28 protein-coding genes and 1 pseudogene are annotated in these 22,846 nt (G+C 64.5%); 11 read left to right on the top strand and 18 right to left on the bottom strand.

Annotated features, from left to right (window positions below):
• Positions 1–7: 7 nt before the first annotated feature.
• The gene (locus ACVMB1_RS12465) at positions 8–184 is read left to right on the top strand and encodes a barstar family protein (protein WP_141340416.1); all 177 of its coding nucleotides are present in this window, start codon (positions 8–10) and stop codon (positions 182–184) included.
• Between the two features lie 311 nt (positions 185–495).
• Here the strand turns inward: ACVMB1_RS12465 and ACVMB1_RS12460 are convergent, their stop codons facing one another.
• The 6 genes and pseudogenes from ACVMB1_RS12460 to ACVMB1_RS12435 form a co-directional block, all read right to left on the bottom strand.
• Entirely contained in the window at positions 496–795 is a 300-nt protein-coding gene (locus ACVMB1_RS12460; protein ID WP_200844442.1) for a VOC family protein, read from the bottom strand.
• 186 nt (positions 796–981) lie between these two features.
• Positions 982–1,314 (bottom strand): PRC-barrel domain-containing protein, encoded by a 333-nt coding sequence (locus ACVMB1_RS12455; protein WP_141340418.1) that lies wholly within the window; start codon positions 1,312–1,314, stop codon positions 982–984.
• Between the two features lie 262 nt (positions 1,315–1,576).
• Positions 1,577–2,515: a YVTN family beta-propeller repeat protein gene (locus ACVMB1_RS12450; RefSeq protein WP_141340419.1), complete on the bottom strand. Its 939-nt coding sequence runs from the start codon at positions 2,513–2,515 to the stop codon at positions 1,577–1,579.
• Between the two features lie 103 nt (positions 2,516–2,618).
• Positions 2,619–3,158: an SRPBCC family protein gene (locus ACVMB1_RS12445; RefSeq protein WP_141340420.1), complete on the bottom strand. Its 540-nt coding sequence runs from the start codon at positions 3,156–3,158 to the stop codon at positions 2,619–2,621.
• A gap of 158 nt (positions 3,159–3,316) precedes the next feature.
• Positions 3,317–3,799, bottom strand: coding sequence for an AAA family ATPase (locus tag ACVMB1_RS12440; protein ID WP_456849892.1), 483 nt, complete (start codon positions 3,797–3,799; stop codon positions 3,317–3,319).
• A gap of 63 nt (positions 3,800–3,862) precedes the next feature.
• A pseudogene (locus ACVMB1_RS12435) lies at positions 3,863–3,973 on the bottom strand (AAA family ATPase); the annotation flags it as partial.
• Positions 3,974–4,162: 189 nt separating this feature from the next.
• Here ACVMB1_RS12435 and ACVMB1_RS12430 point away from each other — a divergent pair.
• Positions 4,163–4,486, top strand: coding sequence for a hypothetical protein (locus ACVMB1_RS12430; protein WP_141340422.1), 324 nt, complete (start codon positions 4,163–4,165; stop codon positions 4,484–4,486).
• 292 nt (positions 4,487–4,778) lie between these two features.
• Here ACVMB1_RS12430 and ACVMB1_RS12425 read toward each other — a convergent pair whose 3' ends face one another.
• The 4 genes from ACVMB1_RS12425 to ACVMB1_RS12410 all read right to left on the bottom strand — a co-directional run bounded on the left by ACVMB1_RS12425 (position 4,779) and on the right by ACVMB1_RS12410 (position 9,036).
• Positions 4,779–5,654: a PCC domain-containing protein gene (locus tag ACVMB1_RS12425; protein ID WP_229189818.1), complete on the bottom strand. Its 876-nt coding sequence runs from the start codon at positions 5,652–5,654 to the stop codon at positions 4,779–4,781.
• A gap of 4 nt (positions 5,655–5,658) precedes the next feature.
• Positions 5,659–7,299, bottom strand: a complete 1,641-nt coding sequence (locus ACVMB1_RS12420; RefSeq protein ID WP_141340424.1) for an acyl-CoA synthetase — start codon at positions 7,297–7,299, stop codon at positions 5,659–5,661.
• Positions 7,300–7,509: 210 nt separating this feature from the next.
• On the bottom strand, positions 7,510–7,911 hold the full coding sequence (locus ACVMB1_RS12415) for an SPW repeat protein (RefSeq protein WP_057018520.1): 402 nt from the start codon (positions 7,909–7,911) through the stop codon (positions 7,510–7,512).
• A gap of 180 nt (positions 7,912–8,091) precedes the next feature.
• On the bottom strand, positions 8,092–9,036 hold the full coding sequence (locus ACVMB1_RS12410; RefSeq protein ID WP_057018521.1) for a tetratricopeptide repeat protein: 945 nt from the start codon (positions 9,034–9,036) through the stop codon (positions 8,092–8,094).
• A gap of 100 nt (positions 9,037–9,136) precedes the next feature.
• On the opposite strand from ACVMB1_RS12410, the gene ACVMB1_RS12405 reads away from it, so the two are divergent.
• Complete coding sequence (locus ACVMB1_RS12405; protein WP_141340425.1) at positions 9,137–9,409, top strand: GNAT family N-acetyltransferase; 273 nt, start codon at positions 9,137–9,139, stop codon at positions 9,407–9,409.
• A gap of 11 nt (positions 9,410–9,420) precedes the next feature.
• Here the strand turns inward: ACVMB1_RS12405 and ACVMB1_RS12400 are convergent, their stop codons facing one another.
• Complete coding sequence (locus ACVMB1_RS12400) at positions 9,421–10,212, bottom strand: fumarylacetoacetate hydrolase family protein (RefSeq protein ID WP_141340426.1); 792 nt, start codon at positions 10,210–10,212, stop codon at positions 9,421–9,423.
• A 101-nt stretch (positions 10,213–10,313) separates the two neighbouring features.
• The gene (locus ACVMB1_RS12395) at positions 10,314–10,727 is read right to left on the bottom strand and encodes a DUF3597 domain-containing protein (RefSeq protein ID WP_057018523.1); all 414 of its coding nucleotides are present in this window, start codon (positions 10,725–10,727) and stop codon (positions 10,314–10,316) included.
• Positions 10,728–11,015: 288 nt separating this feature from the next.
• Here ACVMB1_RS12395 and ACVMB1_RS12390 point away from each other — a divergent pair, with 288 nt between their 5' ends.
• From ACVMB1_RS12390 to ACVMB1_RS12380, 3 genes are all read left to right on the top strand, one after another.
• Complete coding sequence (locus tag ACVMB1_RS12390) at positions 11,016–11,927, top strand: DUF2189 domain-containing protein (RefSeq protein WP_076828616.1); 912 nt, start codon at positions 11,016–11,018, stop codon at positions 11,925–11,927.
• A gap of 83 nt (positions 11,928–12,010) precedes the next feature.
• Positions 12,011–12,151: a hypothetical protein gene (locus tag ACVMB1_RS12385; protein WP_156436338.1), complete on the top strand. Its 141-nt coding sequence runs from the start codon at positions 12,011–12,013 to the stop codon at positions 12,149–12,151.
• Positions 12,152–12,158: 7 nt separating this feature from the next.
• Positions 12,159–12,974, top strand: coding sequence for a lytic murein transglycosylase (locus ACVMB1_RS12380; RefSeq protein ID WP_057018524.1), 816 nt, complete (start codon positions 12,159–12,161; stop codon positions 12,972–12,974).
• Positions 12,975–13,119: 145 nt separating this feature from the next.
• On the opposite strand, the gene ACVMB1_RS12375 is transcribed toward ACVMB1_RS12380, so the two are convergent.
• Positions 13,120–13,404 carry a hypothetical protein gene (locus ACVMB1_RS12375; RefSeq protein WP_057018525.1) on the bottom strand — a complete coding sequence of 95 codons (285 nt, stop codon included), beginning with the start codon at positions 13,402–13,404 and terminating at the stop codon, positions 13,120–13,122.
• 723 nt (positions 13,405–14,127) lie between these two features.
• On the opposite strand from ACVMB1_RS12375, the gene ACVMB1_RS12370 reads away from it, so the two are divergent.
• The 4 genes from ACVMB1_RS12370 to ACVMB1_RS12355 all read left to right on the top strand — a co-directional run bounded on the left by ACVMB1_RS12370 (position 14,128) and on the right by ACVMB1_RS12355 (position 17,305).
• On the top strand, positions 14,128–14,280 hold the full coding sequence (locus ACVMB1_RS12370; RefSeq protein WP_016846063.1) for a DUF1127 domain-containing protein: 153 nt from the start codon (positions 14,128–14,130) through the stop codon (positions 14,278–14,280).
• Positions 14,281–14,390: 110 nt separating this feature from the next.
• Complete coding sequence (gene trmFO, locus ACVMB1_RS12365) at positions 14,391–15,824, top strand: methylenetetrahydrofolate--tRNA-(uracil(54)-C(5))-methyltransferase (FADH(2)-oxidizing) TrmFO (RefSeq protein ID WP_141340427.1); 1,434 nt, start codon at positions 14,391–14,393, stop codon at positions 15,822–15,824.
• A 5-nt stretch (positions 15,825–15,829) separates the two neighbouring features.
• Positions 15,830–16,933, top strand: coding sequence for a serine/threonine protein kinase (locus tag ACVMB1_RS12360; protein ID WP_141340428.1), 1,104 nt, complete (start codon positions 15,830–15,832; stop codon positions 16,931–16,933).
• Positions 16,934–17,020: 87 nt separating this feature from the next.
• A complete protein-coding gene (locus tag ACVMB1_RS12355) occupies positions 17,021–17,305 on the top strand; it encodes a DUF1488 family protein (RefSeq protein ID WP_141340429.1) in 285 nt (94 codons plus the stop codon).
• Here the strand turns inward: ACVMB1_RS12355 and ACVMB1_RS12350 are convergent.
• From ACVMB1_RS12350 to yajC, 5 genes are read right to left on the bottom strand one after another with little or no spacing between them, the layout of a single operon-like run.
• Entirely contained in the window at positions 17,302–18,165 is an 864-nt protein-coding gene (locus tag ACVMB1_RS12350; RefSeq protein WP_141340430.1) for a phytoene/squalene synthase family protein, read from the bottom strand. The two genes, ACVMB1_RS12355 and ACVMB1_RS12350, sit on opposite strands and share 4 nt — an antisense overlap.
• Positions 18,162–18,545 carry an Mth938-like domain-containing protein gene (locus ACVMB1_RS12345; RefSeq protein ID WP_141340431.1) on the bottom strand — a complete coding sequence of 128 codons (384 nt, stop codon included), beginning with the start codon at positions 18,543–18,545 and terminating at the stop codon, positions 18,162–18,164. The genes ACVMB1_RS12350 and ACVMB1_RS12345 overlap by 4 nt, the downstream gene beginning before the upstream one ends.
• A 6-nt stretch (positions 18,546–18,551) precedes the next feature.
• A complete protein-coding gene (secF, locus tag ACVMB1_RS12340) occupies positions 18,552–19,586 on the bottom strand; it encodes a protein translocase subunit SecF (protein ID WP_141340432.1) in 1,035 nt (344 codons plus the stop codon).
• A gap of 10 nt (positions 19,587–19,596) precedes the next feature.
• Complete coding sequence (gene secD / locus ACVMB1_RS12335; RefSeq protein WP_141340433.1) at positions 19,597–21,198, bottom strand: protein translocase subunit SecD; 1,602 nt, start codon at positions 21,196–21,198, stop codon at positions 19,597–19,599.
• Positions 21,199–21,237: 39 nt separating this feature from the next.
• Complete coding sequence (yajC, locus tag ACVMB1_RS12330; RefSeq protein WP_026192737.1) at positions 21,238–21,594, bottom strand: preprotein translocase subunit YajC; 357 nt, start codon at positions 21,592–21,594, stop codon at positions 21,238–21,240.
• 190 nt (positions 21,595–21,784) lie between these two features.
• Between yajC and ACVMB1_RS12325 the strand changes: the two genes are divergently transcribed.
• The gene (locus ACVMB1_RS12325) at positions 21,785–22,768 is read left to right on the top strand and encodes an ATP-binding protein (protein WP_141340434.1); all 984 of its coding nucleotides are present in this window, start codon (positions 21,785–21,787) and stop codon (positions 22,766–22,768) included.
• Positions 22,769–22,846 lie beyond the last annotated feature (78 nt).

Genomic DNA, 22,846 nt, shown 5'->3' with positions numbered 1-22,846 from the left:
AGGCCGGGTGAGCGAGCCGCAAACATTCATCTCGTTCGAAGATGAGGGCGCGTCGTCCCCTGCAGCGGTGCGCGCCAGCATCCTTGAGAATGTGACGAGCAAAGCGGCGCTCTTGGCCACGCTCGCTGCACAGCTCGAATTTCCCGGTTACTTTGGGAGCAATTGGGATGGGTTCGAGGAATGAATCCGCGATCTCTCGTGGTTGCCGCACGGTCCCGTGCTTGTAATGCATGCTGATGTGCGGCTGGTTGGCGACCTGCCGAACGCGATGACCTACGTTGCGATACTGAATGACGCTGCTCGCAAAATGTCAGGATCGAAAGACCATCCGCTTTCGGTTGCATTTCCCCTCAGATATCGCGACCAGGTCATGTGGCTGCTTCGAGCAGACCAGGCCCGTAGCAAGTAGCCTGGATGAGCGAAGCGATATCCGGGGCCTCTCGCGGCCAACAATGACCGGTCCCGCATATCGCTTCGCTCATGCGGGCTACACACTTAGCTCCCACGGCAGGTGGCGATCTGCCAGACGTTGGCCCAGGCATCCCGCACCATCGCGCGTCTGTCGCCATAGGGCGTATCCGCAGGCGGCTCGATCGATTCAGCGCCTGCCGCGATCGCCCGCCGATAGGTCTCGTCCGCGTCTCGAACATAGACGTAGAGAAAGGCCGACATCGCCTCGCGGACGCCTCCGCCGTCGCTGATCAGGATGATCGAGTCTCCGATCCGGATTTCCGTTGGCGCGCCGGAGCGCACTTTGCCCTGCGCATCGAAAACGTCTCGAAGAAATCTGGCCAAGCCAGTGAGGTCGCGGGTGACAATTCGCGGTATGACGGAAGGCCAGCCGGCGGGCTTGAATTGGGGCATGTGCCTGACTTAGTAGCCCGCATGACCGGAGCGATATGCGGGGTCTATCAGCCGAACAAGTTGACCGCTCCCGCATGTCGCTTCGCTCATGCGGGCTACGGTCTCTCAACCGCTCTGCTACACCGCCCAATAGTTCGGGTGCGTGTACGATCGCGAGCGGTCGCCCCAGTCGAATTCGTCGCCGTCGAATTCGGAGGGTCCTGACCGCAGATCATCCAGCGTCACCTCGGCCTCGAAGGCCTGCCGCACAGGATCGAATCGCAGCGCGGTCCATCTGACGGGATAGTGGTGGTGGGTACTCAGCACGCCTCCGGTCTTGATGATGGCATAGGCCACCGTTCCGCTCACCTTGTCGAGCATCAGCCGCTCGATCGACCCGAGCTTGGCGCCATCGCGCCCGAAGACGCAGACATGCTCGACCCGGTCACTGGGCACCAAGGTATGATGCATGGCATCCTCCCTGTGTTCCGCTTATTTGCCCGATAATATATGCCTGCCGCGCTGGTGAGCCAATGGGGCGCGGCTCGGCGACCGGCCGCAGGGGCCGGTTGGCTCTATCCTGCGGCGGCGGACGCTTGCACAATTTCGGAATAATAAAAACGTACCGCTGATTTGCCCGACGCGTCAAGTCGCTTTTCCGAGTCTCGACGGCAGCCTGCTCCTTTGCATGGGGTTGTTTTCGATATTTTGGGACACCCCACGCACCTTCCCCCTACTCCGTCCGTCTGAGGAACGCCCCGAACGCGCGCGGGCCGTCGCCGACCTTGACCTCGCCAATCACCTTCAGCTCGGCGGCGTCGATCATGCTCAGCGTGTTGCTTTCCCAGTTCGCGACCAGGATGCGCTTGCCGTCGGCGGTCGCCTCGATGCCTTCGGGGTAATCGCCGACCGTGATCCGCTTCACGGGCTGCAACGTCGCGAGGTCGAACACGCTGACCTTGCCGTCATACTGGTCGGTGACGAAGCCGCGGCCCTGCGCCAGCGCCACCGCGTAGGGGCGCAGGCCGACATGCACGCGGCCGATCTCGCGCGCGGTCGCGACGTCGATCACCGAGACGTCGTTGGTGCCGACATTGGCGGTGTAGGCACGCTTGCCATCGGCATCGATGGTGACACCAAACGGCCGACTCCCGACCTTCACGATCCCCCTCAGCTCGCGCGAGGCGGTATCGATGATGGAGACGCTGTCATCGTCGCGATCCGCCGACAGCAGCAGCAGCCCATCCGGTGTCACCGCCAGCCCGGACGGCGATGCACCGACCGCGATACTTGCGACGACACGCTGCTCTCTGGCATCGATCACCCGCACCGCGGCGGCGTACCAGTCGGCGACATAGACCATCGCGCCATCGGGCGCGACCGCGATGCCGAGCGGCCCGCCGCCGACATCGACCCGCCCCACGACCTTTCGCGCCGGCGCGTCGACCACCGTGACCGCCTTGGCATCCGGGCTGGTCACATAGGCGAAGCGGCCGTCATTGCTGACGGCAACGCCCGCCGGCTTGCCGCCGATCGCGATGGTCGCGACCGGCTTCGAGGTCGCGAGATCGACCACCGTGAGATCGTCGCTGAGCTGGTTGGTGACGAACGCCTCCTCGGCGCGCGCGGCGCCGAGGCTGGCAAGCAGCGCGACGAGCGCAATCGCGCGCACGGCTAAAGCCCGACGAGATTGGGACAAACCATCATCGCGCTTTAGCTCCTCGTCTTGAGCATGATCTTGTCGGAAAACCGCTTCGCACTTTTCCGGATCATGCTCAGGTCCCGCTCTCGATCTTCTTCTTCAGCGCTTCGAGCCCGGTCTTGTAGAGCCCGCTCACCGCCTTCACCGCGGCCTCGTCGCTCAGCTCCGGCGGCGGGTCGTTGTTGGGAAAGCCGCGATAGAACGCGCCGGCCCATTCCAGCTTCGACTTGCCGTCCGGCGCCGGCGACACCGTCAGCGTCGAGGAATAGTTGGTGACCGGCAGCACCTTCACGTCGACCGCCGTGATCCGGTACGAATAGCTCATCATCTCTGGTTCGTATTTGTAGAGCTCCTCGTCGATGGTAATGCCGGGCGCCAGTGTCAGCCGCCGTGTGGCGCCGATCTCGTTGCCCTTCTCGCCCTCGGTCTTGGCGACACCGGCAAGCCAGCTCATGTCCTGGAAATTGCCGATCACCGCCCACACCTTGGCCTGCGGCGCATCGATCTCGATGGATTCCCGCACCTTCTGGCGGGTCGGCCCATGAGCCCAAACGGCCCCCAACACGGCCAATGCCGCCACCACCACGAAAGTCCGTGCGATCGTCCGCCTCATCCTTGGTCCTCTCCCGATGTCTGTCGGCCCTGCGCCGCCTGGCGCATGCCGCAGTTTATGATTGGAGGTTCTAGACTAGACCGGCAACCTGCTTCTTGCACCAGAGCGAACTCGCACCCGCCGGCTTCCCCGGGAGGCAAGCCTGCCGGGCAGCGGCGTCAGTCCTCGATCGCCGCCTCGACGAACCCCTTGGGGTCGTCGCAGAACTCGCGCATCAGCCGGTAGTGATCGGTCTCCCTCAGGCCCACCGGCTCCAGCGCGTATTTGCTCAGCCGCAGCAGCGTCGCATTCGGATAGGCCATCAGCACCGGCGAATGCGTCGCCATGATCACCTGGCAGTGGCCGGTGCCGTTCATCCGGTGCAACAATTTGAGGAATTCGATCTGCCGCGACGGCGACAGCGCGGATTCCGGCTCGTCGAAGATGAAGATGCCCTGCCGCTGGCAACGCTCGTTGAAGAAGCGCAGGAAGCCCTCGCCGTGGGAATAGGACAGGAAGTTCGGCGGCACGTCTCCGACATCCAGCGCGGCCTCGTCGACGTAGCGCGCCACCGAGAAAAAACTCTCGGCGCGGAAGAACCAGCCATTCGTGATCTTAGGTAGCCAGCTGGCACGCAGCGCCGACGCAAGCGAGCCGCCCATCTTCTCAACGGCATTGCCATGGTCGACCGCGCGATAGCCCTTGCCGCCGCCGGCGTCGTCATAGCCGGCCATCACGGCGATGCCTTCGAGCAGCGTCGATTTGCCGGTGCCGTTCTCGCCGACGATGATCGTGATCGCCTTGTCGAAGCTCAGCTCGAAATCGTCGCGCAGCAGCGGCAGTACGAACGGATAGGCATCGCGGTTCGGAATTCGCGCAGGATCGAGCCAGACCCGCTTCAGATACGGCGCAGGCATGTTGATCGGGCGGTTTCGTCTGGCCATGTGCGCGGATCCGGGGAAACAATGGCGGGCGGCCCAGTTTATGATAAGAGCCCGCAACAATCCTAGATGGCCGGATGCCCCATGCCCAGCAAGTCTTACGCACTCTTCCGCAAGGCGATCCTCAACGAACAGCAAGCGGTCTGCATCTATGACGGCCGGCCGCGCGAACTCTGCCCGCACATCATCGGCCACAACAAGAGCGGTGAAGAGGTCGTGCTGGCCTGGCAGTTCGGCGGCTCGAGCTCGGGCCAACTGCCGCAATGGCGCTGCCTGCGGCTCGCTCACGTCAGCGACATCAGCCTGCGCAACGGCCCTTGGCACGAGGGCGGATCGCATCGCACCGAGCAGACCTGCGTCAGCGAGATCGACCTCGACATCAACATCCATGTCCGCAAGCGGAGGTGAGCGGCCCCTGCGCCCCCTGGTCAAGAGAGGGCGGCGAAGGCGGCAAGCCTCGGACAATTCATGTCGCGAGAATGCGGATATGTGACTCGCAGATCGCGCAACAAATTAGGTGTCGTCCCGGGCAAGCGAAGCGCGACCCGGGACCCATAACCACCGAAGGTCATTGTTGCATAACGCTTGAGCCACAGCTCGCTTCGACAACGAATGTCTGTGGTTATGGGACAGCGGAGGCCGCGGCGCGATATCGGCTCCGGCGAACGCCAGGACGACCGCCGGGAGAAAGCGCCCGCCCCTACGGCTGCTCCGCCTCCGCCAGCACCTCCAGCGCCAGCTCCATCGTCATCAGCACCGGATTGTCGCCGCGCACCAGGCGTCCCTCGGCGATGCCGCCGAGATAGTCGACCAGCGCGATGTCGAGCTCGGCATGCAGCCGGCCATCCGCGTCCGGTGCGATCTCGCCCGCGGTCACCGCGAGCTCGGTCGCGAACGGCACCACGCTGTGGCCGTCGGTGAAGACGGCGCCGATGGTCGAGCCGACGCCGCCATGCAGCCGCGCGCGCAGGATGCCGTGCTGGCGGCAGAAGGCTTCCAGCGCGCAGGCAAAATCCTGGTTCGGCCGCAGCCGCAGCGCGAAGGCATGGCTCGTGGTCCTGGCCCCACGCGGCTCGGCTGCGACCGGACCGAACAGCTTGAAATTGGTTTCGCTGTCCGCCTCGGCCAGGAACGTCGCGCCGTCAATCCCGAACGCGTTCACCTCGAACGGCTCGGCGACAATGGTTTCTTCCGGCAGCATGTGGCCGCCATTGAAACGGCCGTCGGCCTCAGTCCACAGGCCGTGGCAATGAAAGAACGGCGCGCCGTCGCGTTCGCCGAAGGTCAACGCCGCCAGCTTGAGCCGGGTCACGCCGTCGGGACGGAACGTGTCGCTGTAGAACGCAGCGTTGACGCCATCCTTCGACAGCGCCGGCATCACATAGGCGAACGGCCCGAGCGCGCCGCTTTTCGCGCTCAGGACGCCGCTGCAAAAGCCCTCCGCCGCAAAGCCGCGGCGCACGGCTTCGAGCAAGGGAATGCCGGCCTCGAGCACGAATGAAAAGGCGCGGCCGCGCGCCCTGACCCATTGGATGCGCTCTGGATGCGGAGCGCCAGGCTGGGCGATGCTGCGCATCGCCTCACGCGCCCGTCGATTTGGCGATCACTTCGAGCAGCCCGCGCGCCTCGAGCTCGTCGCGGATCAGCCGCTTCGGCACCTTGCCGTAGCCGGACTTCGGCAGCGCCTCCCAGAAGAAGAAGCGTTTCGGCATCTTGTAGCGCGGCACTTTTGGCGCGAGATGGGCGGCAAGCTCCGCCTCCGCGACCGCCTCGGTGCCCTCGCGCGCGACGCAGACGGCGACGCCGACCTCGCCCCAGAAGGGATCGGGCACGCCGAGCACCGCGACCTCGCCGACCGCGGGATGGGTCAAGAGCTTCTCCTCGATCTCGCGCGGATAGATGTTGGAGCCGCCCGAGATGTACATGTCGGAGGCACGGCCGGTGATGTAGACGAAGCCCTCCTCGTCCATGTGGCCGAGGTCGCCGGTGCGGAACCAGCCGTCGCGAAACGCCTTCGCATTGGCCTCGGGGTTGTCGTAGTAGCCCGCGAACACGCCGGGACCGATCACGCAGATCTCGCCGGTCTCGTGCGCCTTCAGCTCGCTGCCATCGTCGCCCTGGATCGAGACCTGCATCCCGGTGCGCTCGAAGCCGCAGGTGCCGATCCGCGCATGCGGCCCGTCCTCGGGATCGTGAAGTCCGGGCGGCAGCACCGTGATGTTGCCGGTGACCTCGCCGAGGCCGAAATACTGCACCAGCACGCCGCCGAGCTTGTTCAGCGCCGCCTTCTGGTCCTCGCGATACATCGGCGCGCCGGCGTAGATGATGTAGCGCAGCGAGGAATGGTCGTGCTGGTCGGCGGCGGGATGCTCGACCATCATCTTCAGGATGGTCGGCACCGTGAACATGTTGCTGACGCGATGCTTGGCGATCAGCCGGAAGGCTTCGGCGATGTCGAACTTCTCCGACGGCAGCAGGATGGTCGGCACGCCGCGCGCGGTCTGCACCAATTGATGTACGCCGGCGCCATGCGATAGCGGCGCCACCACCAGCGAGGCGTCCTCTTCCGTGGTGCCGGGCATCAGGTCAGCGAGATGGTTGGTGATGACGAAGGCCATCTGGCCATGGGTCAAGACCGCGGCCTTGGAGCGGCCGGTGGTGCCGGAGGTGAAGAAGAACCAGCAGGGATCGTCATAGTCGACGGCAACGTTCTCGACCACAGCGCCGGCGTGCTTGGCGATGACATCGCCGAGCGTCGCCTCGCCGAACGTGCCCTCCTCCCCGATCTGCCAGACGAATTCGAGCGCGGGATTGGCGGCCGCCTTGGCATGTTCGGGGAAGTCGGCGTGGCACAGAAACGCCTTGGCGCCGGAGGCCGCCGCGAGATAGGCGACCTCGTCCGGCATCAGGCGGAAATTGGTCGGCACCCAGACCGCGCCGAGCCGGAAGGCGGCGAACATCGACCAGAACATCTCGTCGCAGTTCTTGGAATGCACCAGGATGTGGTCGCCCTTGACGATGCCGCGCGCGGCCAATGCCGCCGCCAGCGCCGAGACGTTCTGGTCGATATGGCGCCAGGACCAGGCCTTCTCGTTCCAGATGAAGCCGGGGCGATCGCCGTGGCGGCGGGCGTTCTGGGTCAGGATGTAGGCGAGGTTCATGACCCGGCGCGATACCCGCGCGATCCCGCCGCGCGGCGCGGCAGCAGCCGTCCCGCTCATTGCCGCCCCGCCGATACGCACAACAGACAGGGCAAGGTCAGGACGATCATCGGGTGTTTCCTCGGTCAGAACCGGGCGTCTTCAAGCGCCGCAAGGGATTGGTACCGCCCGGTTTATCGCCAAGCCGCCGCCTTCGGCAAGGCCCGACGGGCGCGGCCCGATGATACCGCGCGCCGGCGGCGGTCAACCCGTTGTTTTCTGCCCAGCCCGCTACTGCGGGTGCTTGGCGAGTTCCTGCTCGCTCAGGTTCCAGTCCTGCCACAGCTGCAACGCGCCTATAAAGGCGACCAGCGCGCCGAGCAGGATGTGCCAGAACTGCAGCGCGTGGTCCTCGGCGTAACCAAAGACCATGGGCGATGCCATCAGCCAGAGACCGAGCAGGATGCTGGCCACCTCCTCCCAGCGGTGCAGCGCGACATATTCGAGCTGGGCGATGCCGAGCACCAGCATGCCGACGATGAAGCTGTTGAGGACGAGGTGGCTGCGCTCGATATCGACAGCGCCGCTCACCTGCATCGGAAACCAGGGCGAGACCATGATCAGCACGCCGAGCAGCATGCCGAGCCAGTCCTCCCAGGGACGGTGTGTGTTGAAGAAACGATTGTCCGACATGACGAACCTCCTCCGACAAGAGGCATACGTCGGCGGCCGGCTCCGCCACTCCGTACCAGACGACCATCCAGCCGCATCAGGGGCGTATGTCTGTCATCAAACGTAATCGAACTGCATCCATCCGCAAGGCCCGTCCCGCGTATGTGCGACACGGCAGGAGCGATCGTTGCCGGCAAGATGTCACCGCGCTCCGCCGAGCCGCGCCAGCGCTCCCTTGGCGCTCTGCAAATCGGGCTGCAGCTCGAGCGCCTTGCGGAAATCGGCCGCCGCGCCCTTCTTGTCGCCGAGCCGCAGCTTGGCCTGGCCGCGATTATTCCAGGAATAGACGTCGTTCGGATCGTATTGCAGCGCCTTGTCGTAATCGGCGAGCCCGCCCTTGTTGTCCCCTTGAAAGAGACGGATCATGCCGCGGTTGCGCCAGCCGCGCGCATCGGTCGGCGCGATCCTCGCAGCCTCGCCATAGTCGGCGGCGGCGCGATCGAGCTGCTCGGTATCGCGATAGACATTGCCGCGGTTGATGTAGGCGAGCACGTTGGGCTCGAGCTTGATCTCGGTGGTGAAGTCGGCGATCGCATGCGCCGCGTCGCGCTTGCGGTAGTAGACGAACCCGCGATTGCCATAGGCGGTGGCGAGCTGCGGATTGTATTTGATGGCGAGGCTGAGATCGGCCAGCGCGCGGTCGAGATCGCCCTTGTTGAGCCAGGCATCGCCGCGATTGTTGTAGGCCAGCGCAAATGCCGGATCGATGCGGATCGCCTCTTCGTAATCGGCAATCGCATGATCGAGATCGCGCTTGAAGGCGTAGACGCGGCCGCGATTGGTATAGGCGCAGGCGTAGGCGGGATCGAGCTTGATGGCCTCGTTGAGGTCGGCGAGCGCTGCATCGAGCTCGCGCTTCTCGGTCAGCCCATGGCCGCGATTGCAATAGGCCCCGGCCAGCCGCTTGCCGGTCTCGGTCTTGCCGTCGATCACCGTGGTGCAGGCGGCCACGCGGTCGCCGGGCGCCGTCGTCAGGCCGACGCAGGTCTGCCAGCTCGGATCGTCGCCGGCGGCGGCTTGCGGCGGGTCTGGAAGCGTCAACGCGGCGCCGAGCAACACGGCGGTCAGGCAGGCCAAAATGCGCATATCGTCAATCCACAAATGCCAATTTGCGGGTTGGTCGCGGCTTTGCATCGGCGGGTTCACACGCTTACATCAGGGCCTGCGAATCAACCGGGATTTTGCGATGGCCGCCGTCCGCGACAACAGGGACCAAAACCGCTTCGAACTCGACACCGAGGGCGGCCTCGCTTTCGCGAATTACCGGCGGACGCCCGCGGCCGTTATCATCACCCATACCGAGACACCGCGCGCCCTGCGCGGCCGCGGCATCGCATCGGAGCTGGTCAAGGGTGCGCTGGATCTGATCCGCGCCGACGGCCACAAGGTGATCGCCAGCTGCGGTTTCGTGGTGGATTACCTCAACAAGCATCCGGAATACGCGGATCTTGCAGGTTAGAGCCCTGCCCCTCAGACGATCTTGATCGACATGTCGGGCAGGCCCTCGAGCTTGCACAGCAACACGTCGCCCTTGACGACCGGGCCGACGTTCTCCGGCGTACCGGAATAGATGATGTCGCCGGCCTTCAGCTCGAAGGCCTCGGAAAGCTTCGCGATCTGCTCGGCGACGCTCCAGATCATGTTCTTCAGATCCGAGCTCTGCCGCACCGTGCCGTTGACCGCGAGCGATATCGCACCTTGCGTGAAGTGGCCGGTCTTATCAGCCGGATGGATCGGCCCCAGCACTGCGGCATGATCAAAGCTCTTGCCGATCTCCCACGGCTTCTTTTCCGCCGCCATGCCGTTCTGCAAATCGCGCCGCGTCATGTCGAGGCCGAGCGCGTAGCCATAGACGTGATCGAGCGCCTTGTCGGCCGGAATATTGGTGCCGCCGGATTTCAGCGCGGCGACCAGCTCGACCTCGTGGTGATAGTTCTTGGTCAGCGACGGATAGGGATGATCGGCGACCGTGCCGATCGCGACATTCTGGATCGCGTCGGTCGGTTTCTGGAAGAAGAACGGCGGCTCGCGGGTCGGATCGGAGCCGCGCTCGATCGCATGCGCCGCGTAGTTGCGGCCGATGCAGTAGATGCGGCGGACCTGGAACACTTCGCTGGCGCCAACGATCGGGATCGTCACCGCCGGTACCGGAAACATCGCCTTCGACGCGGTCTCGGCATGGGCCGGCGCGGATTGCGCGGCGGCGCCGGCCAGTGCGAGGGCGCCGGTCGCAAGCATCGTCCGGCGATCGAGATCAGTCATGAGCGTTCTCCTTCTTGTTCGCCGATCTATAGATGCTCGCCGATCCATAAAAAAGGCCCGCGCTGGCGCGGGCCCTGGCCGTGTGCGGGATGATGATCCGCTCAGTGCTTGATGTCCGGGGGCAGCTTGCCGCCATTGGCCGCGAGCTTCGTCATCACCTGCTTGTGCAGCCAGATGTTCATGCTGGCGGAATCGCTGGTGTCGCCGGAGTAGCCGAGCTCCTTGGCGAGCTCCTTGCGCGCCGACAGGCTGGAGTCGATGTCGAGCGCCTTCATCAGGTCGACGATCGAGGTGCGCCATTCGAGCTTCTCGCCCTTCGCGGCCACCGCCTTGTCGAGAATGGGGGCGACGTCAACGGACTGCGCGGGCGCTGCGCCGGCCGGCACCGCTGCAGGAGACGACGATGCACTGCCGGATCCACCGGCGGGAGCTGCGCTTGTGGCCGATCCGCCTGCGGGCGCGGCGCTGGCGCTGCTACCGAAGATCGCGCCCATGATTTTTCCGAAAATGCTCATCGTTCGCTCCCAAGACTGTTGAGATGTGAAAGCCAGACGGCGCTGGGACGCCTGACCGCGGTCGCAGTTGAAGTCTATAGCCCCCTCCATAGCTTGCCAATGCGACATTCACTTAAGCGTGAGTGCTTTTGCCACGGTTTGGGAGTAGCCTTGCCGAACAGTTCGCGACACGGCCAGTTCCCTGCTCTGTCTTTCGCGTCTGGCTTGATCGTGATCGCTTCGAGAGGCGGCAGGTTTGTGCCCGCGTGCCGGGCGCCAGATGCGACCGCCCAGAGGGAGACAACGACCATGGCCACGTCATACCAAGGCAATGTCAGTTCGATGACGCAGAGCGGACAAGGCGCCGCGTCTGCGCCGGTCATCCGCACCATCGGCCTGTCCGATTTGCATCATGCGCTGCGTCTCGGCTGGGAAGACTTCAAGGCGGTGCCAAGTCACGCCATCGTCCTCTGCCTGATCTATCCGGTGCTCGGCCTCGTGCTTGCGCGCACCGTGCACGGCTATTCCGTGCTGCCCCTGCTGTTTCCGCTGGCCGCGGGCTTTGCCCTGCTCGGCCCGTTTGCCGCCATCGGCCTCTACGAAATGAGCCGCCGCCGCGAGGACGGCGGGGAAGCATCTGCCTGGGATGCCATGGAGGTATTCCGCTCACCGTCATTCGGCGCGATGCTTGGGGTCGGAACGCTGCTTTTCGCACTGTTCGTGACCTGGATCGCCACCGCCCAGGCCATCTACACGGCGGTGTTCGGCTATGAGACCGCGGCCAACATTCCCGATTTTGCCGCGCGCGTGCTGACCACCCAGCAAGGCTGGTGGCTCATCGTGGTCGGCTGCGGCGTCGGCTTCCTGTTCGCGCTCGTCGCGCTTTGCATCAGCGTGATCGCCTTCCCCATGATGCTCGACCGCCAGGCGACCGCCGGCGAAGCCATGGTGACGTCGATGCGCGCCGTCGCACAGAACCCGGTGCCGATGGCGGCCTGGGGCCTGATCGTCGCGGTGCTGCTGGTGCTGGGCACGATCCCGTTCTTCCTCGGGCTTGCCGTGGTGATCCCGCTGCTCGGTCACGCCACCTGGCATCTCTATCGCGAGGTCATCGTCAAGGATCCGAATGCGCGGCCGGTGATCCCCGAACCGCGCGAGCGCAAGCCTGCCGCGGACTTCCCGGCCAATCTGTTTCCGTGGCGGCGCAGCGATCGCGGCTAAGCGCCGCTAACCCGGATTCGTAAACGTCAAAGCAACCGCCGGCCGATATGTTCGGCCGGCGGTTTGTCGTTCAGGATCGTCAAATGGGTGTGAAACTGGCGTGGCATTTGCAGCGCGGCCTGAGAAAAAGCGGCTCGGTCACGAGCCTTGTTTTGGCCGCTGTTGCCGCGAACATACCCGCCGCCTTGCGCGACCAATCGATGACATCGCAGACTCCGGAGTGAATTGCTTATGACCTCTCGCTCTTGCTTTCGCACGCTCGCCATCGGCGCGTGGCTCCTGACCTCGACGGCATCGGCGCTGGCCGCTCAATGCGGCACGGGCACGTTCGAATCCTGGCTCGACGATTTCAAGAAAGAGGCTGCGACGAAGGGCATTTCGCAGAACGCGATCCAGGCCGGGCTGGCTGGCGTCACGCAGGACAAGGCGATCCTCGCCCGCGACCATTCGCAGCAGGTGTTCAGCCAGACCTTCGAGCAATTCTCGAGCCGCATGGTGCCGCCGCGGCTCAATCGCGGCTCCGACATGATGAAGCGCTACGGCTCGGTGCTGTCGCGAATCGAGGAGGCCTACGGCGTACCGGGCGAAATCCTGGTCGCGATCTGGGGACTGGAGACCGATTTCGGCGTCAACACCGGAAAGTTTCCGACCATACGTTCACTGGCGACGCTCGCCTATGATTGCCGCCGCTCCGACATGTTCAAGGCCGAGTTGATGGATGCCTTGCGCATCGTCGAGCGCGGCGATCTGCCGCCGCAGGAGATGCGCGGCGCCTGGGCCGGCGAGATCGGCCAGACTCAATTCATGCCGTCGTCCTACATCAAGTTCGCGGTCGACTTTGACGGCAACGGCAAGCGCGACCTCCTGCACAACGTGCCCGACGTGCTGGCGTCGACGGCGAACTACCTGAAGAGCTATGGCTGGAAGAAGGGCAAGGGCTGGGAGCCCGGCAGCGAGAATTTTGCGGTGATCCAGCAGTGGAACAAGAGCGAGGTCTACGCCAAGACGATCGGCTACTTCGCCACCCAGCTCGCCAAGGCTCCGTAGCGCTTTCACACCAGCTTGCGTGGCGCAGCGAGCCAAGGACGAGGCCACCCTTCTGCTCTGACTAGATCAAAGCCGGTCCAGCTACGGATGAATCAAAAAGGGCCGACTGCCCCAGGCAATCGGCCCCTATCGCCATGATCAAAACCTACTTCGCCATGCTGGCTTCGGCAGCCTTGCTGAGATGCGCGCCGCAAGCACCCCACTGGTTGTTCAGCATCGCGTCCTGAGCGAGCGAGACTTCCTTCTCCGCCGCGAATTTGACCTCATTGTCAGCCATAGCTTCGACTGCAGCTTCGGTCTTGCCGAGATTGGCACCGCTGCAGCCGAGGCCCGCGTGATGACGATGCGCGGCCTGAGCGGGAGCGACAGCGTAGGCAACGGCAGCCACGGTGGCTGCTGCGATCAATGTCTTAATCATGGGATGATCCATCTGTTGTTCTTGGACAGATCCCAGCGTGATTGCGGAATCTGCGGAACGATTATTCGCTGTTCCCGACACCGTTCAGAATGAACTTCGCGCGATACAAACGTGATGAGCGCTGCGCGCGCATCGCGCATGCGTTGCATAGTGTTTTGATTACATGTCGGTAAGGAAGCGGCGCCGCAATAGCTTTGCTCGACGTGTTCACTTCAATCGAGCTGCACTTCCGATAATCAGCAGCGCGTTCGCGCGGCAGGCGAAAATCTGAGCGGGCGGGAGGGGCCGAACTACCTCCGAGGTCAATGCGACTGATTGACGCTGCGTCCGCCTAGGTGCCAACCCCATCATGCTATGAATATTAAATCATTCATACGGCAATATTTCGCATGCGAATCACGCATGGAACACGCCGCCGTGATCTGGCGTCAGACGCGTGCCATCCCTTGACCGAACGGTCTGTAATTACCATATGATCGGCGTAGTTCAAGTCACTACCATTCTTCTAACTCACTGATCTCAAGAAGATTTTGACGCCGTCGCCCGGCTCTGCGGAACTTTGGTCCACTGGACCTGGCTCGATGCGCCAAACGGTTAACCGGAACTTACCGCCGCTATGCGTTTTGAGCTTAGCTGCATCGCAACATCGGAACTACCGCACTGCACTATATCATCTATATTCACTTCAACGATGAGGCTTTTGAAAAGCTGAATCTGAATTACTAGGAGACTACCATGTTGCTCTCGCTCATCCGCATGATCCAGGCTTTCCGGGATTATCAGCGCAATGTCAGCGAACTGTCCCAGCTCAGCGATCGCGAACTCGCCGATATCGGCCTCGACCGCTCGGACATTCCGCGCGTTGCCGCCGGCACCTACAACGGCTAATCGGCCGCAAGCCATCTGCTAAACGGATAACGCCCGCCTCCACAGCGGGCGTTGTCGTTTGTGGTGCGGTTTCAGATGCATATGAGATCAAAACGCGCTAACGCTGCGCGATGACACCGCATCAATCCCCTTCCCAACCCGTGCACATCGTGGGCGCGGGGCTCGCCGGCTCGGAAGCCGCCTGGCAGGTCGCCAATGCCGGCGTCCGCGCCGTGCTGCACGAAATGCGCCCGCACCGGATGACCGAGGCGCATCGGACCGAAGGCTGCGCCGAACTGGTCTGCTCGAACTCCTTCCGCTCCGACGATGCCGCCAACAACGCGGTCGGGCTGCTGCACGCCGAGATGCGGCGGCTGGGCTCCCTGATCATGCGCTCGGCCGACGCCAACCAGGTGCCCGCCGGCGGGGCGCTGGCGGTCGACCGCGACGGCTTTTCGGCCGCCGTCACCAAGGTGCTCAACGAACATCCGCTGATCGAGATCAGCCGCGAGGAAGTCGCAGGGCTGCCGCCGGCCGACTGGAGCAACGTCATCGTCGCGACCGGCCCCCTCACCTCGGCACCGCTTGCCGACGCCATCAGGCTTCTGACCGACGAGAGCGCGCTGGCATTCTTCGACGCGATCGCGCCGATCGTGCACAAGGATTCCATCGACATGTCGGTGGCCTGGTTTCAGTCGCGCTACGACAAGGTCGGCCCCGGCGGCACCGGCGCCGACTACATCAACTGCCCGATGACGAAGGAGCAGTATGACGCCTTCGTCGCGGCGCTGCTCGACGGCGAGAAGGTCGACTTCAAGGACTGGGAGACCAACACGCCCTATTTCGACGGCTGCCTGCCGGTCGAGGTGATGGCCGAGCGCGGTCACGAGACGCTGCGCCACGGGCCGATGAAGCCGGTGGGATTGACCAATCCGCATAACCCGACGGTCAAGCCGTATGCGATCGTCCAGCTGCGGCAGGACAACAAGCTCGGCACGCTCTACAACATCGTCGGCTTCCAGACCAAGCTGAAGCACGGCGCGCAGCAGCGCGTGTTCCGCACGATCCCCGGCCTCGAGAACGCGGAGTTCGCCCGCCTCGGCGGCCTGCATCGCAACACCTTCCTGAATTCGCCGAAGCTGCTCGACGGTCAGCTGCGTCTGCGCGCGCAGCCGCGGCTGCGCTTCGCCGGGCAGATGACAGGCTGCGAGGGTTACGTCGAGTCGGCCAGCGTCGGCCTGATCGCCGGCCTTTGTGCCGCCGCCGACATGCGCGGTGCCGCGCTGACGCCGCCGCCGGCGACGACCGCGCTCGGCGCGCTGCTCGGCCACATCACCGGTGGCCACATCGAAACGATCGAGGCCGGTTCGCGCTCGTTCCAGCCGATGAACATCAATTTCGGTCTGTTCCCGCCGCTGGCCAGTGCGCCGACCAAGAAGCCGGACGGCTCGCGGCTGCGCGGCAACGAGAAGACCGTCGCCAAAAAGCAGGCGATCAGCGCGCGCGCGCTCGCCGATCTCGACCACTGGATCGCAGAGCATCTGCGCGTTGCGGCAGCGGCCTGACAGTCATGAGCTTGCCGAAAGACGATGACGCCACCCTGTCGGTGCGGTGGAGCCAGGGCGTGCTGCTCAAGCGCGACGTGTTCTCGACCGTCGAGCGCGGCCGCTTCCGCGCCGATGACGGCGAGGTCGACGGCGTGCTGCGCCGGCTCGATCAGGTGCCGTTCTGGTCGTTCGCCCTGGCGCTGCATCTGTTCTCCCGCGAGCGCCGCGCGCTGACCTTGGCGCGCGACCTCGACGTCGGGCCGAAGCTGTTGTGGGCCGGCCGTCGCGCGCTGGTCCGTGGCTTCATCGACGGCGCGGCGCTGCATCTGGCGAAGCCGCACGGCGACGTCGCCTATTTTCGTTCCGCCAAGGCCGCGTTGCGCAAGCTGCATCGCGCCGGCATCTGCCACAACGATCTCGCCAAGGAGCAGAACTGGCTGGTCGGCCGCGATGGCCGCGCCTACCTCACCGACTTCCAGCTTGCCGCCTGCTTCAAGACCCGCAGCCGACTGTTCCGCATCGCCGCCTATGAGGATCTGCGGCATCTGTTGAAGCACAAGCGCAGCTACGCGCCGGAGGCGTTGACGCCGAAAGAGCGCAAGGTGCTCGCAAAGAAGTCCGCGGTCGCCAGCATCTGGCTCAAGACCGGCAAGAAGGTCTATCAGGCGATCACGCGCGGCATCTTCAATTTCACCGACCGCGAAGGCGGCGGCCGGAGGCTGGTCAACGACGCCCCGGTATTGATCGATCTGATCCGCAAGAATCCGCAGGTGCGCGACACCGCGATCGTCGCCTTTGCCGACCGGCGCGTCGGCGTCGGACTCTACGCCTTCGTCGAGGCGGACCAGTCCGCGCTGGAAAAGACGCTGCGCAACGAGCTTACCGCGGCCAGGGGCGTCAAGCCGCCCGAACACATCCAGATCGTGCACGCGCTGCCGCGCGATGCCGCCGGCAAGCCGCGCACCGAAATCCTGCAGCTCGTCGCCATGAACCAGATCGACCTGATCGAACCGATGATGCGCAGCGACGCCGATCGCGAGTTCCTCAAGGACATCCTCGAGCAACGCAAGAATTTGCGCGACCGCTTCAATTTTGAAGTCGCCGAGATGGACCGGCCGGCGGGTTAGAGCGCGCTTGTCGGCGCGTGGCCCTCGACAAACGTGGCGCGAAGCTTCACTCTTTGCGAGGGGTAGCGCGCTCAAGGGACAAGTTTAATGCCACTCACCCGTGGCCGGATCGGGGGATACAATTCCGAACGACTGGCGTTCGGATTCACCATGATGAACGGCGACCAGGAAATCGAATGCCAGATCAGCGACGCCGCACTGGACGAGTTGGCCGGCACGCGTGGAACGGCGAGCATGGCGCGGCAAGCCCAGTTCGTTGCGCTGCGCGACGCGGTCGAACAGATCGCATCCGACATCTATGACAGCGGCCCGATGGTCAAGGGCAGAACGATCCGGATCTTCACCAAGCACATCTCGAAGGAGCAAAGCTAGCGACCGAACTCCTCCGTGCGCGCGGCTCGCCACAACGTCCAGAGTGTGCGCAGGCGTGAAACCGGCTTCGGCAGGAACGGGTCGTAGTCGTCCCTCCTCGCCCGGTTCAGCTCGCGCCTGACATGGGCGAGCGGCAGGAAGATCGGCCTCACGCCGGACGGGACATCCGCAAGCAGCCCGAATGCGGTCTTGAGATGGCCCTGGGCCTCATCCGCAAGCTGATCGATGGCGGCACGGATGTTCGGCGTCACCTTGCCGGCAAACACCTCCTCCTTGCTGCCGCCGTGCTGCTGCAGCAGCTGTAACGGCAGAAACAGCTGATGCCGTGAGGCGTCGCGTCCGAACGAAGCGATGACCTGCGCCATGCCCTGGGCAAGACCCGCATGACGGGCCAGGTGATCAATCGCCTCCGACGGTCGCGCCACCACGCGCGTAGCCTGCGAGAACAGCACTGAGGCCGTGGCGTCGAGATAGCCCTCGAGCGCGGCCAGCGACGGCATCGGGTCGTTGTAGAGATCGAACTGGTGCTCCTCGACCAGCTGCGAGAATGGCGAGACCGGCAGACGGTGATTTCGGATCGTGTGCAGCAGTTCTGCCGCGACCGGATTGCCCTCGACGCCGCCATGGCCCGCACCGGCCAGCATGTCGGTCCACCATTGCAGCCGCATCTCGCCGGGCAGCGGCTGGCTGACCTGCTCGTGCACGCGCGAGACCTCGATGTTGAAGGCATAGATCGCAAGCATCGCCCGCCGTTCCGGACCCGGCAAGAACAGGGTCGACGCGTAGCGTACGAAGTCATGGCTCCGCACCAGATCGGCGCAGAAGGCCGCGCCGTCCTTCGGTGCCTCTGTCGCGCTCATGGCACCGCGATCAGCGCCGCCGCGACGCGACGCCGCTCGCCCAGCATGATGTTGTAGGTGCGGATCGCGGGTCCCGTCTGCATCGGATCGAGCACCACCTGCACGGCCCGCAGGGCCTCGCGCAGGCCCTTTGGCGGGACCCAGACGTCGGTGCCGGTGCCGACGATCAGCGTGTCGATCGCATTGGCGGCCGCGAACACCTTTTGCAGCGAGTATTCGTCGATCTCCTGCGGCCTGGTGACCGGCCAGGCCCAGATCGAGTCAGGCAGGCACAAGAGCGAGCCGCGGTGCGACATATCGGCAAACGCGAAGCCGCCCTTGCCGTAGGCCTCGATCGGCGCCGACCTCGGAAGATGGGGAGCGTCCGAGGAGTTGCTCATGACCGGCTACTTCTTGGCTGCCGCCGTGTCCGGCTTCTTGGCCGGCGCGTCCTGCGCCGCGTCTCCACCCCGCGTGGTGTGAACACCGAGATAGATCAAAATCGGCGCCGCGATAAAGATCGATGTGTAGGTGCCGACCAGCACCACGCCGAACATCATGACCGCGGTGAAGCTGTGGATCGCCTGGCCGCCGAACAGCAGCAGCGCGAGCAAAGCCAGCGTCACGGTGACGTGGGTGATGATCGAGCGCGACAGCGTCGAATTGATCGATTCGTTCAGCAGCTGCGGCATCGGCATCTTCTTGTAGCGCCGCAGCATCTCGCGGATACGGTCGTAGATGACAACGGTATCGTTGAGCGAATAACCGAGAATCGTCAGCAGCGCCGCGATGCTGGTGAGGTCGAAATCGACCTGGGTGATCGACATGAAGCCGATCGTGAGCACGATGTCGTGGACGTTGGCGATCATGGCGCCGAGCGCGAACTGCCATTCGAACCGGAACCAAAGGTAGATCAGGATGCCCATGATCGCGAACATCAGGCCGATCATGCCGTAGGCCAGCAGTTCGCCGGAGACGCGCGGTCCCACCACCTCGACGCGACGGTAATCGACGGATTCGCCGAGCGCGCCGCGCACTTTCGTCACCGCATCCTGCTGCGCCTTGTCGCCGCCGGGCTGCTCGGCGACGCGGATCAGGACTTCCGCCGGACCGCCGAACTGCTGAAGCTGCACCTCGCCGAGGCCAAGGCCGTTCAAGGTGGTGCGCATCGCGGCGATGTCGGCGGTGCCGGATTTCGCCTGCACCTCCAGCAGCGTGCCGCCCTTGAAGTCGATGCCGAAATTCAGGCCGTGGGTGAAGAACAGCGTGATGGCAAGGATCGAGAGCAGCGCCGAGATCGGGAAGCTGATGCGGCGAAAGCGGGTGAAATCGAAATGCGTGTCGTCCGGCACGATGCGCAGCGGCGGCAGCAGGCCGAGCGCCGCGACCACGGTCAGGACGGCGATCAGGATGCCAAGGCCAATGAGAACGGTATGGGTCACAACAGGCCTCTCAGATCGGCACGGTTTGCGGCCGCTTCCACCGCACCCAGCCGGCGACGATCAGGCGCGTCAGGGTAAAGGCGGTGAACACCGTGGTGATGATGCCGATGCCGAGCGTCACGGCAAAGCCGCGGACCGGTCCGGTGCCGATGTAGAACAGCACGGCGGCGGCGATGAAGGTGGTGATGTTGGAGTCGAGGATGGTCGCCAATGCCCGCTTGAAGCCGGCGTCGATCGCCGAGATCGCGTTGCGGCCGCCGCGCAATTCCTCGCGGATGCGCTCGTAGATCAGCACGTTGGAGTCGACCGCGATGCCGACGGTCAGCACGATGCCGGCGATGCCCGGCAACGTCAGCGTGGCGTTGAGCAGCGACAGCAGTCCGAAAATCATGGCGACGTTGATCGCCACCGCGATGTTGGCGAACACGCCGAACAGCCGATAGGTGATCAGCATGAACACGATGACCAGGATCGAGCCGACATAGGCCGCGAGTTCGCCCTTCTCGATCGAGTCCTGCCCGAGGCCGGGACCGACGGTACGCTCTTCGATCACGGTCAGCGGCGCCGGCAGCGCGCCGGCACGCATCAGGATCGCCAGATCGTTGGCCGACTGCACGGTGAAGCTGCCGGAGATCTGGCCCTGTCCGCCGGTGATCGGCTCACGGATCACGGGTGCCGAGATCACCTTGTTGTCGAGCACGATCGCAAACGGCTGGCCGACGTTTTCGGCGGTCGCCTGCGCAAATTTGCGCGCTCCCGACGTATTGAACTTGAAGCTGACGATCGCCTCGCCGGTGCGCTGGTCAAAGCCGGGCTGGGCATCGGAGAGCTCGCCTCCGGAAACCAGAACCTGTTTCTTGACGACATACGGAACCGGCGGCGGTGACGCGCTCATCAAGAGCTCGGAGTCCGGTGGCAGGCGGCCCTGCTGGGCCTGGTCCGGCGACACCGAGCTGTCGACCATGCGGAATTCCATCTTGGCGGTCTTGCCGAGCAGCTCCTTCAGGCGCGTCGGATCCTGCAGGCCCGGCACCTGGACCAGGATGCGGTCGGTGCCCTGACGCTGGATCACCGGCTCGACCGTGCCGAGCTCGTTGACGCGCCGTTCGACGATCTGGATCGATTGCTCGATGGTCTGCCGGATGCGCTCGGTGATCGCGGCCTGCGGGACCCTCAGACGGATCAGGCCGCCGCCGGCATCGGCAACCTCGAGGCTGCGCTGGCCGCTGGAGCCGAGCAGGCCGCCGAGCGGCTGCGACAGCTCGCGGAGCTTCGACAACGCCGTCGCCTGGTCGCCTTCCTTGGAGATGCGGACTTCCACCGCGTCGTTACGCGTGTTGAGGCCGGTGTAGCCGATCTTGGCTTCACGAAGCACCTTCCGGACATCGTCGCGGATCTGGTCGAGCTTCTCCTTCTTCACGTAGTTGGAGTCGACTTCGAGCAGCAGATAGGAGCCGCCCTGCAAATCGAGGCCGAGGACCAGGCGCCGCTGCGCCCAGGCCGGCCAGGTCTTCACCTGCGCTTCGGGGAAGAAATTGGGCACGGCGCACAGGCAGACCACCAGCGCTGTCAGGATAATCCCCAGCGCTCGCCACCGCGTGAAATACAACATCGAGTTGACCCGTCAGATTCCAAAAAGGCGCCGCGGCAATCAGCTCGCGGACGCCTCGTCCTTGGCGTCGCCCTTCGCCGGCTCACCCTTGGTACGCACACCAGAGATCATCTGGCGCATCTGGCGCACGCGAACGCCGTCCGAAATCTCGAACTCGATCTGGTCGTCGTCGACCACCTTGGTCACCTTGCCGACCAGGCCGCCCGAGGTCACCACGGTGTCGCCGCGGCGGATGTTCTTCACGAGGTCCGCATGGTCGCGCACCTTCTTCTGCTGCGGGCGCAGAATCAGGAAGTACATGATGACGAAGATCAGCGCGAATGGCAGCAGCGACATCAACATGCTGTTGGTGTCACCAGTCGCTCCAGCCTGGGCAAACGCAGGAGTAATCAGCATTCGGACGATCCTCGGATAAGACGGGAAAGAACCGGCAGCGGCCTCGGATTCGGGGCGGTATGGCGGTCCGGACAAATTCGCGCGGACTATAGCGGCCGCGGTCCCAATTGCAACGTTAACGGACCTTCATTTAGGGCGCTTGCGGGACCGCCGCCAGCCCGATAAGGCTGCGCCGTCAGGAACTGGACAAATGCCGAAAAAAGCCAAGAAAACGACCAGTAAAACAACCCGCAAAACCACCCCCAAGGCTGCTGCCAAGCGCGCTGAAAACGCCGCGACAAAACGCCCGGTAACGGCGCTCGACGGCGCAGCGGCCGAGCGGATCGCGAACGCCCTGGAGGTCATCGCCAGCCGCCTCGCGGACGCCTCCCCGGCCCTCGATCCGGCCGAGACCTTCGGCGCCGCGGACGCCTTCGTCTGGCATCCGGACGGGCGCCTCGCCCCGGTGCCGCGCGTCAGCCGCGTCGAGATCGGCCTGCTCAAGGGCGTCGATCGGATGCGCGATATCCTGATGGAGAACACCGAGCGCTTCGCCGACGGCCTGCCCGCCAACAATGCGCTGCTCTGGGGCGCCCGCGGCATGGGCAAGTCGTCGCTGGTCAAGGCCACCCATGCCAGCATCAATCTCGACCGCAAGCCGGCCGACCGGCTGAAGCTGATCGAGATCCACCGCGAGGACATCGAGAGCCTGCCCGGCCTGATGGAGCTGCTGCGCAGCTCCTCCTTCCGCTTCATCGTGTTCTGCGATGACCTCTCCTTCGACGGCAACGATGCCTCGTACAAGTCGCTGAAGGCGGTGCTGGAAGGCGGCATCGAGGGGCGCCCCGACAACGTCATCCTCTATGCGACCTCGAACCGGCGGCATCTGCTGGCGCGCGAGATGATCGAGAACGAACGCTCGACCGCGATCAATCCCGGCGAAGCGGTCGAGGAAAAGGTGTCGCTGTCGGACCGCTTCGGCCTCTGGCTCGGCTTCCACCGCTGCAGCCAGGACGAATACCTCGCGATGGTGAGGGGCTATTGTGACCATTACGGCATCAAGATCGCCGAGGACGAACTCGAGCGCGAGGCGCTCGAATGGTCGACCACCCGCGGCTCGCGCTCGGGCCGCGTCGCCTGGCAGTACACGCAGGAACTCGCAGGCCGGCTCGGCGTGCGGCTTAGTGGCAATTAACAGGAAATGGGAGGCATAGCCCTCCCGTCATCGCCTGTGTAGCCCGGATGAAGCGCAGCGCAATCCGGGATCGGTGCA

The organism is Bradyrhizobium sp. USDA 4504, assembly GCF_054063995.1.
The sequence above is the reverse complement of the archived record's forward strand: the minus strand, read 5'-3'. Positions and strand labels throughout refer to the sequence as shown.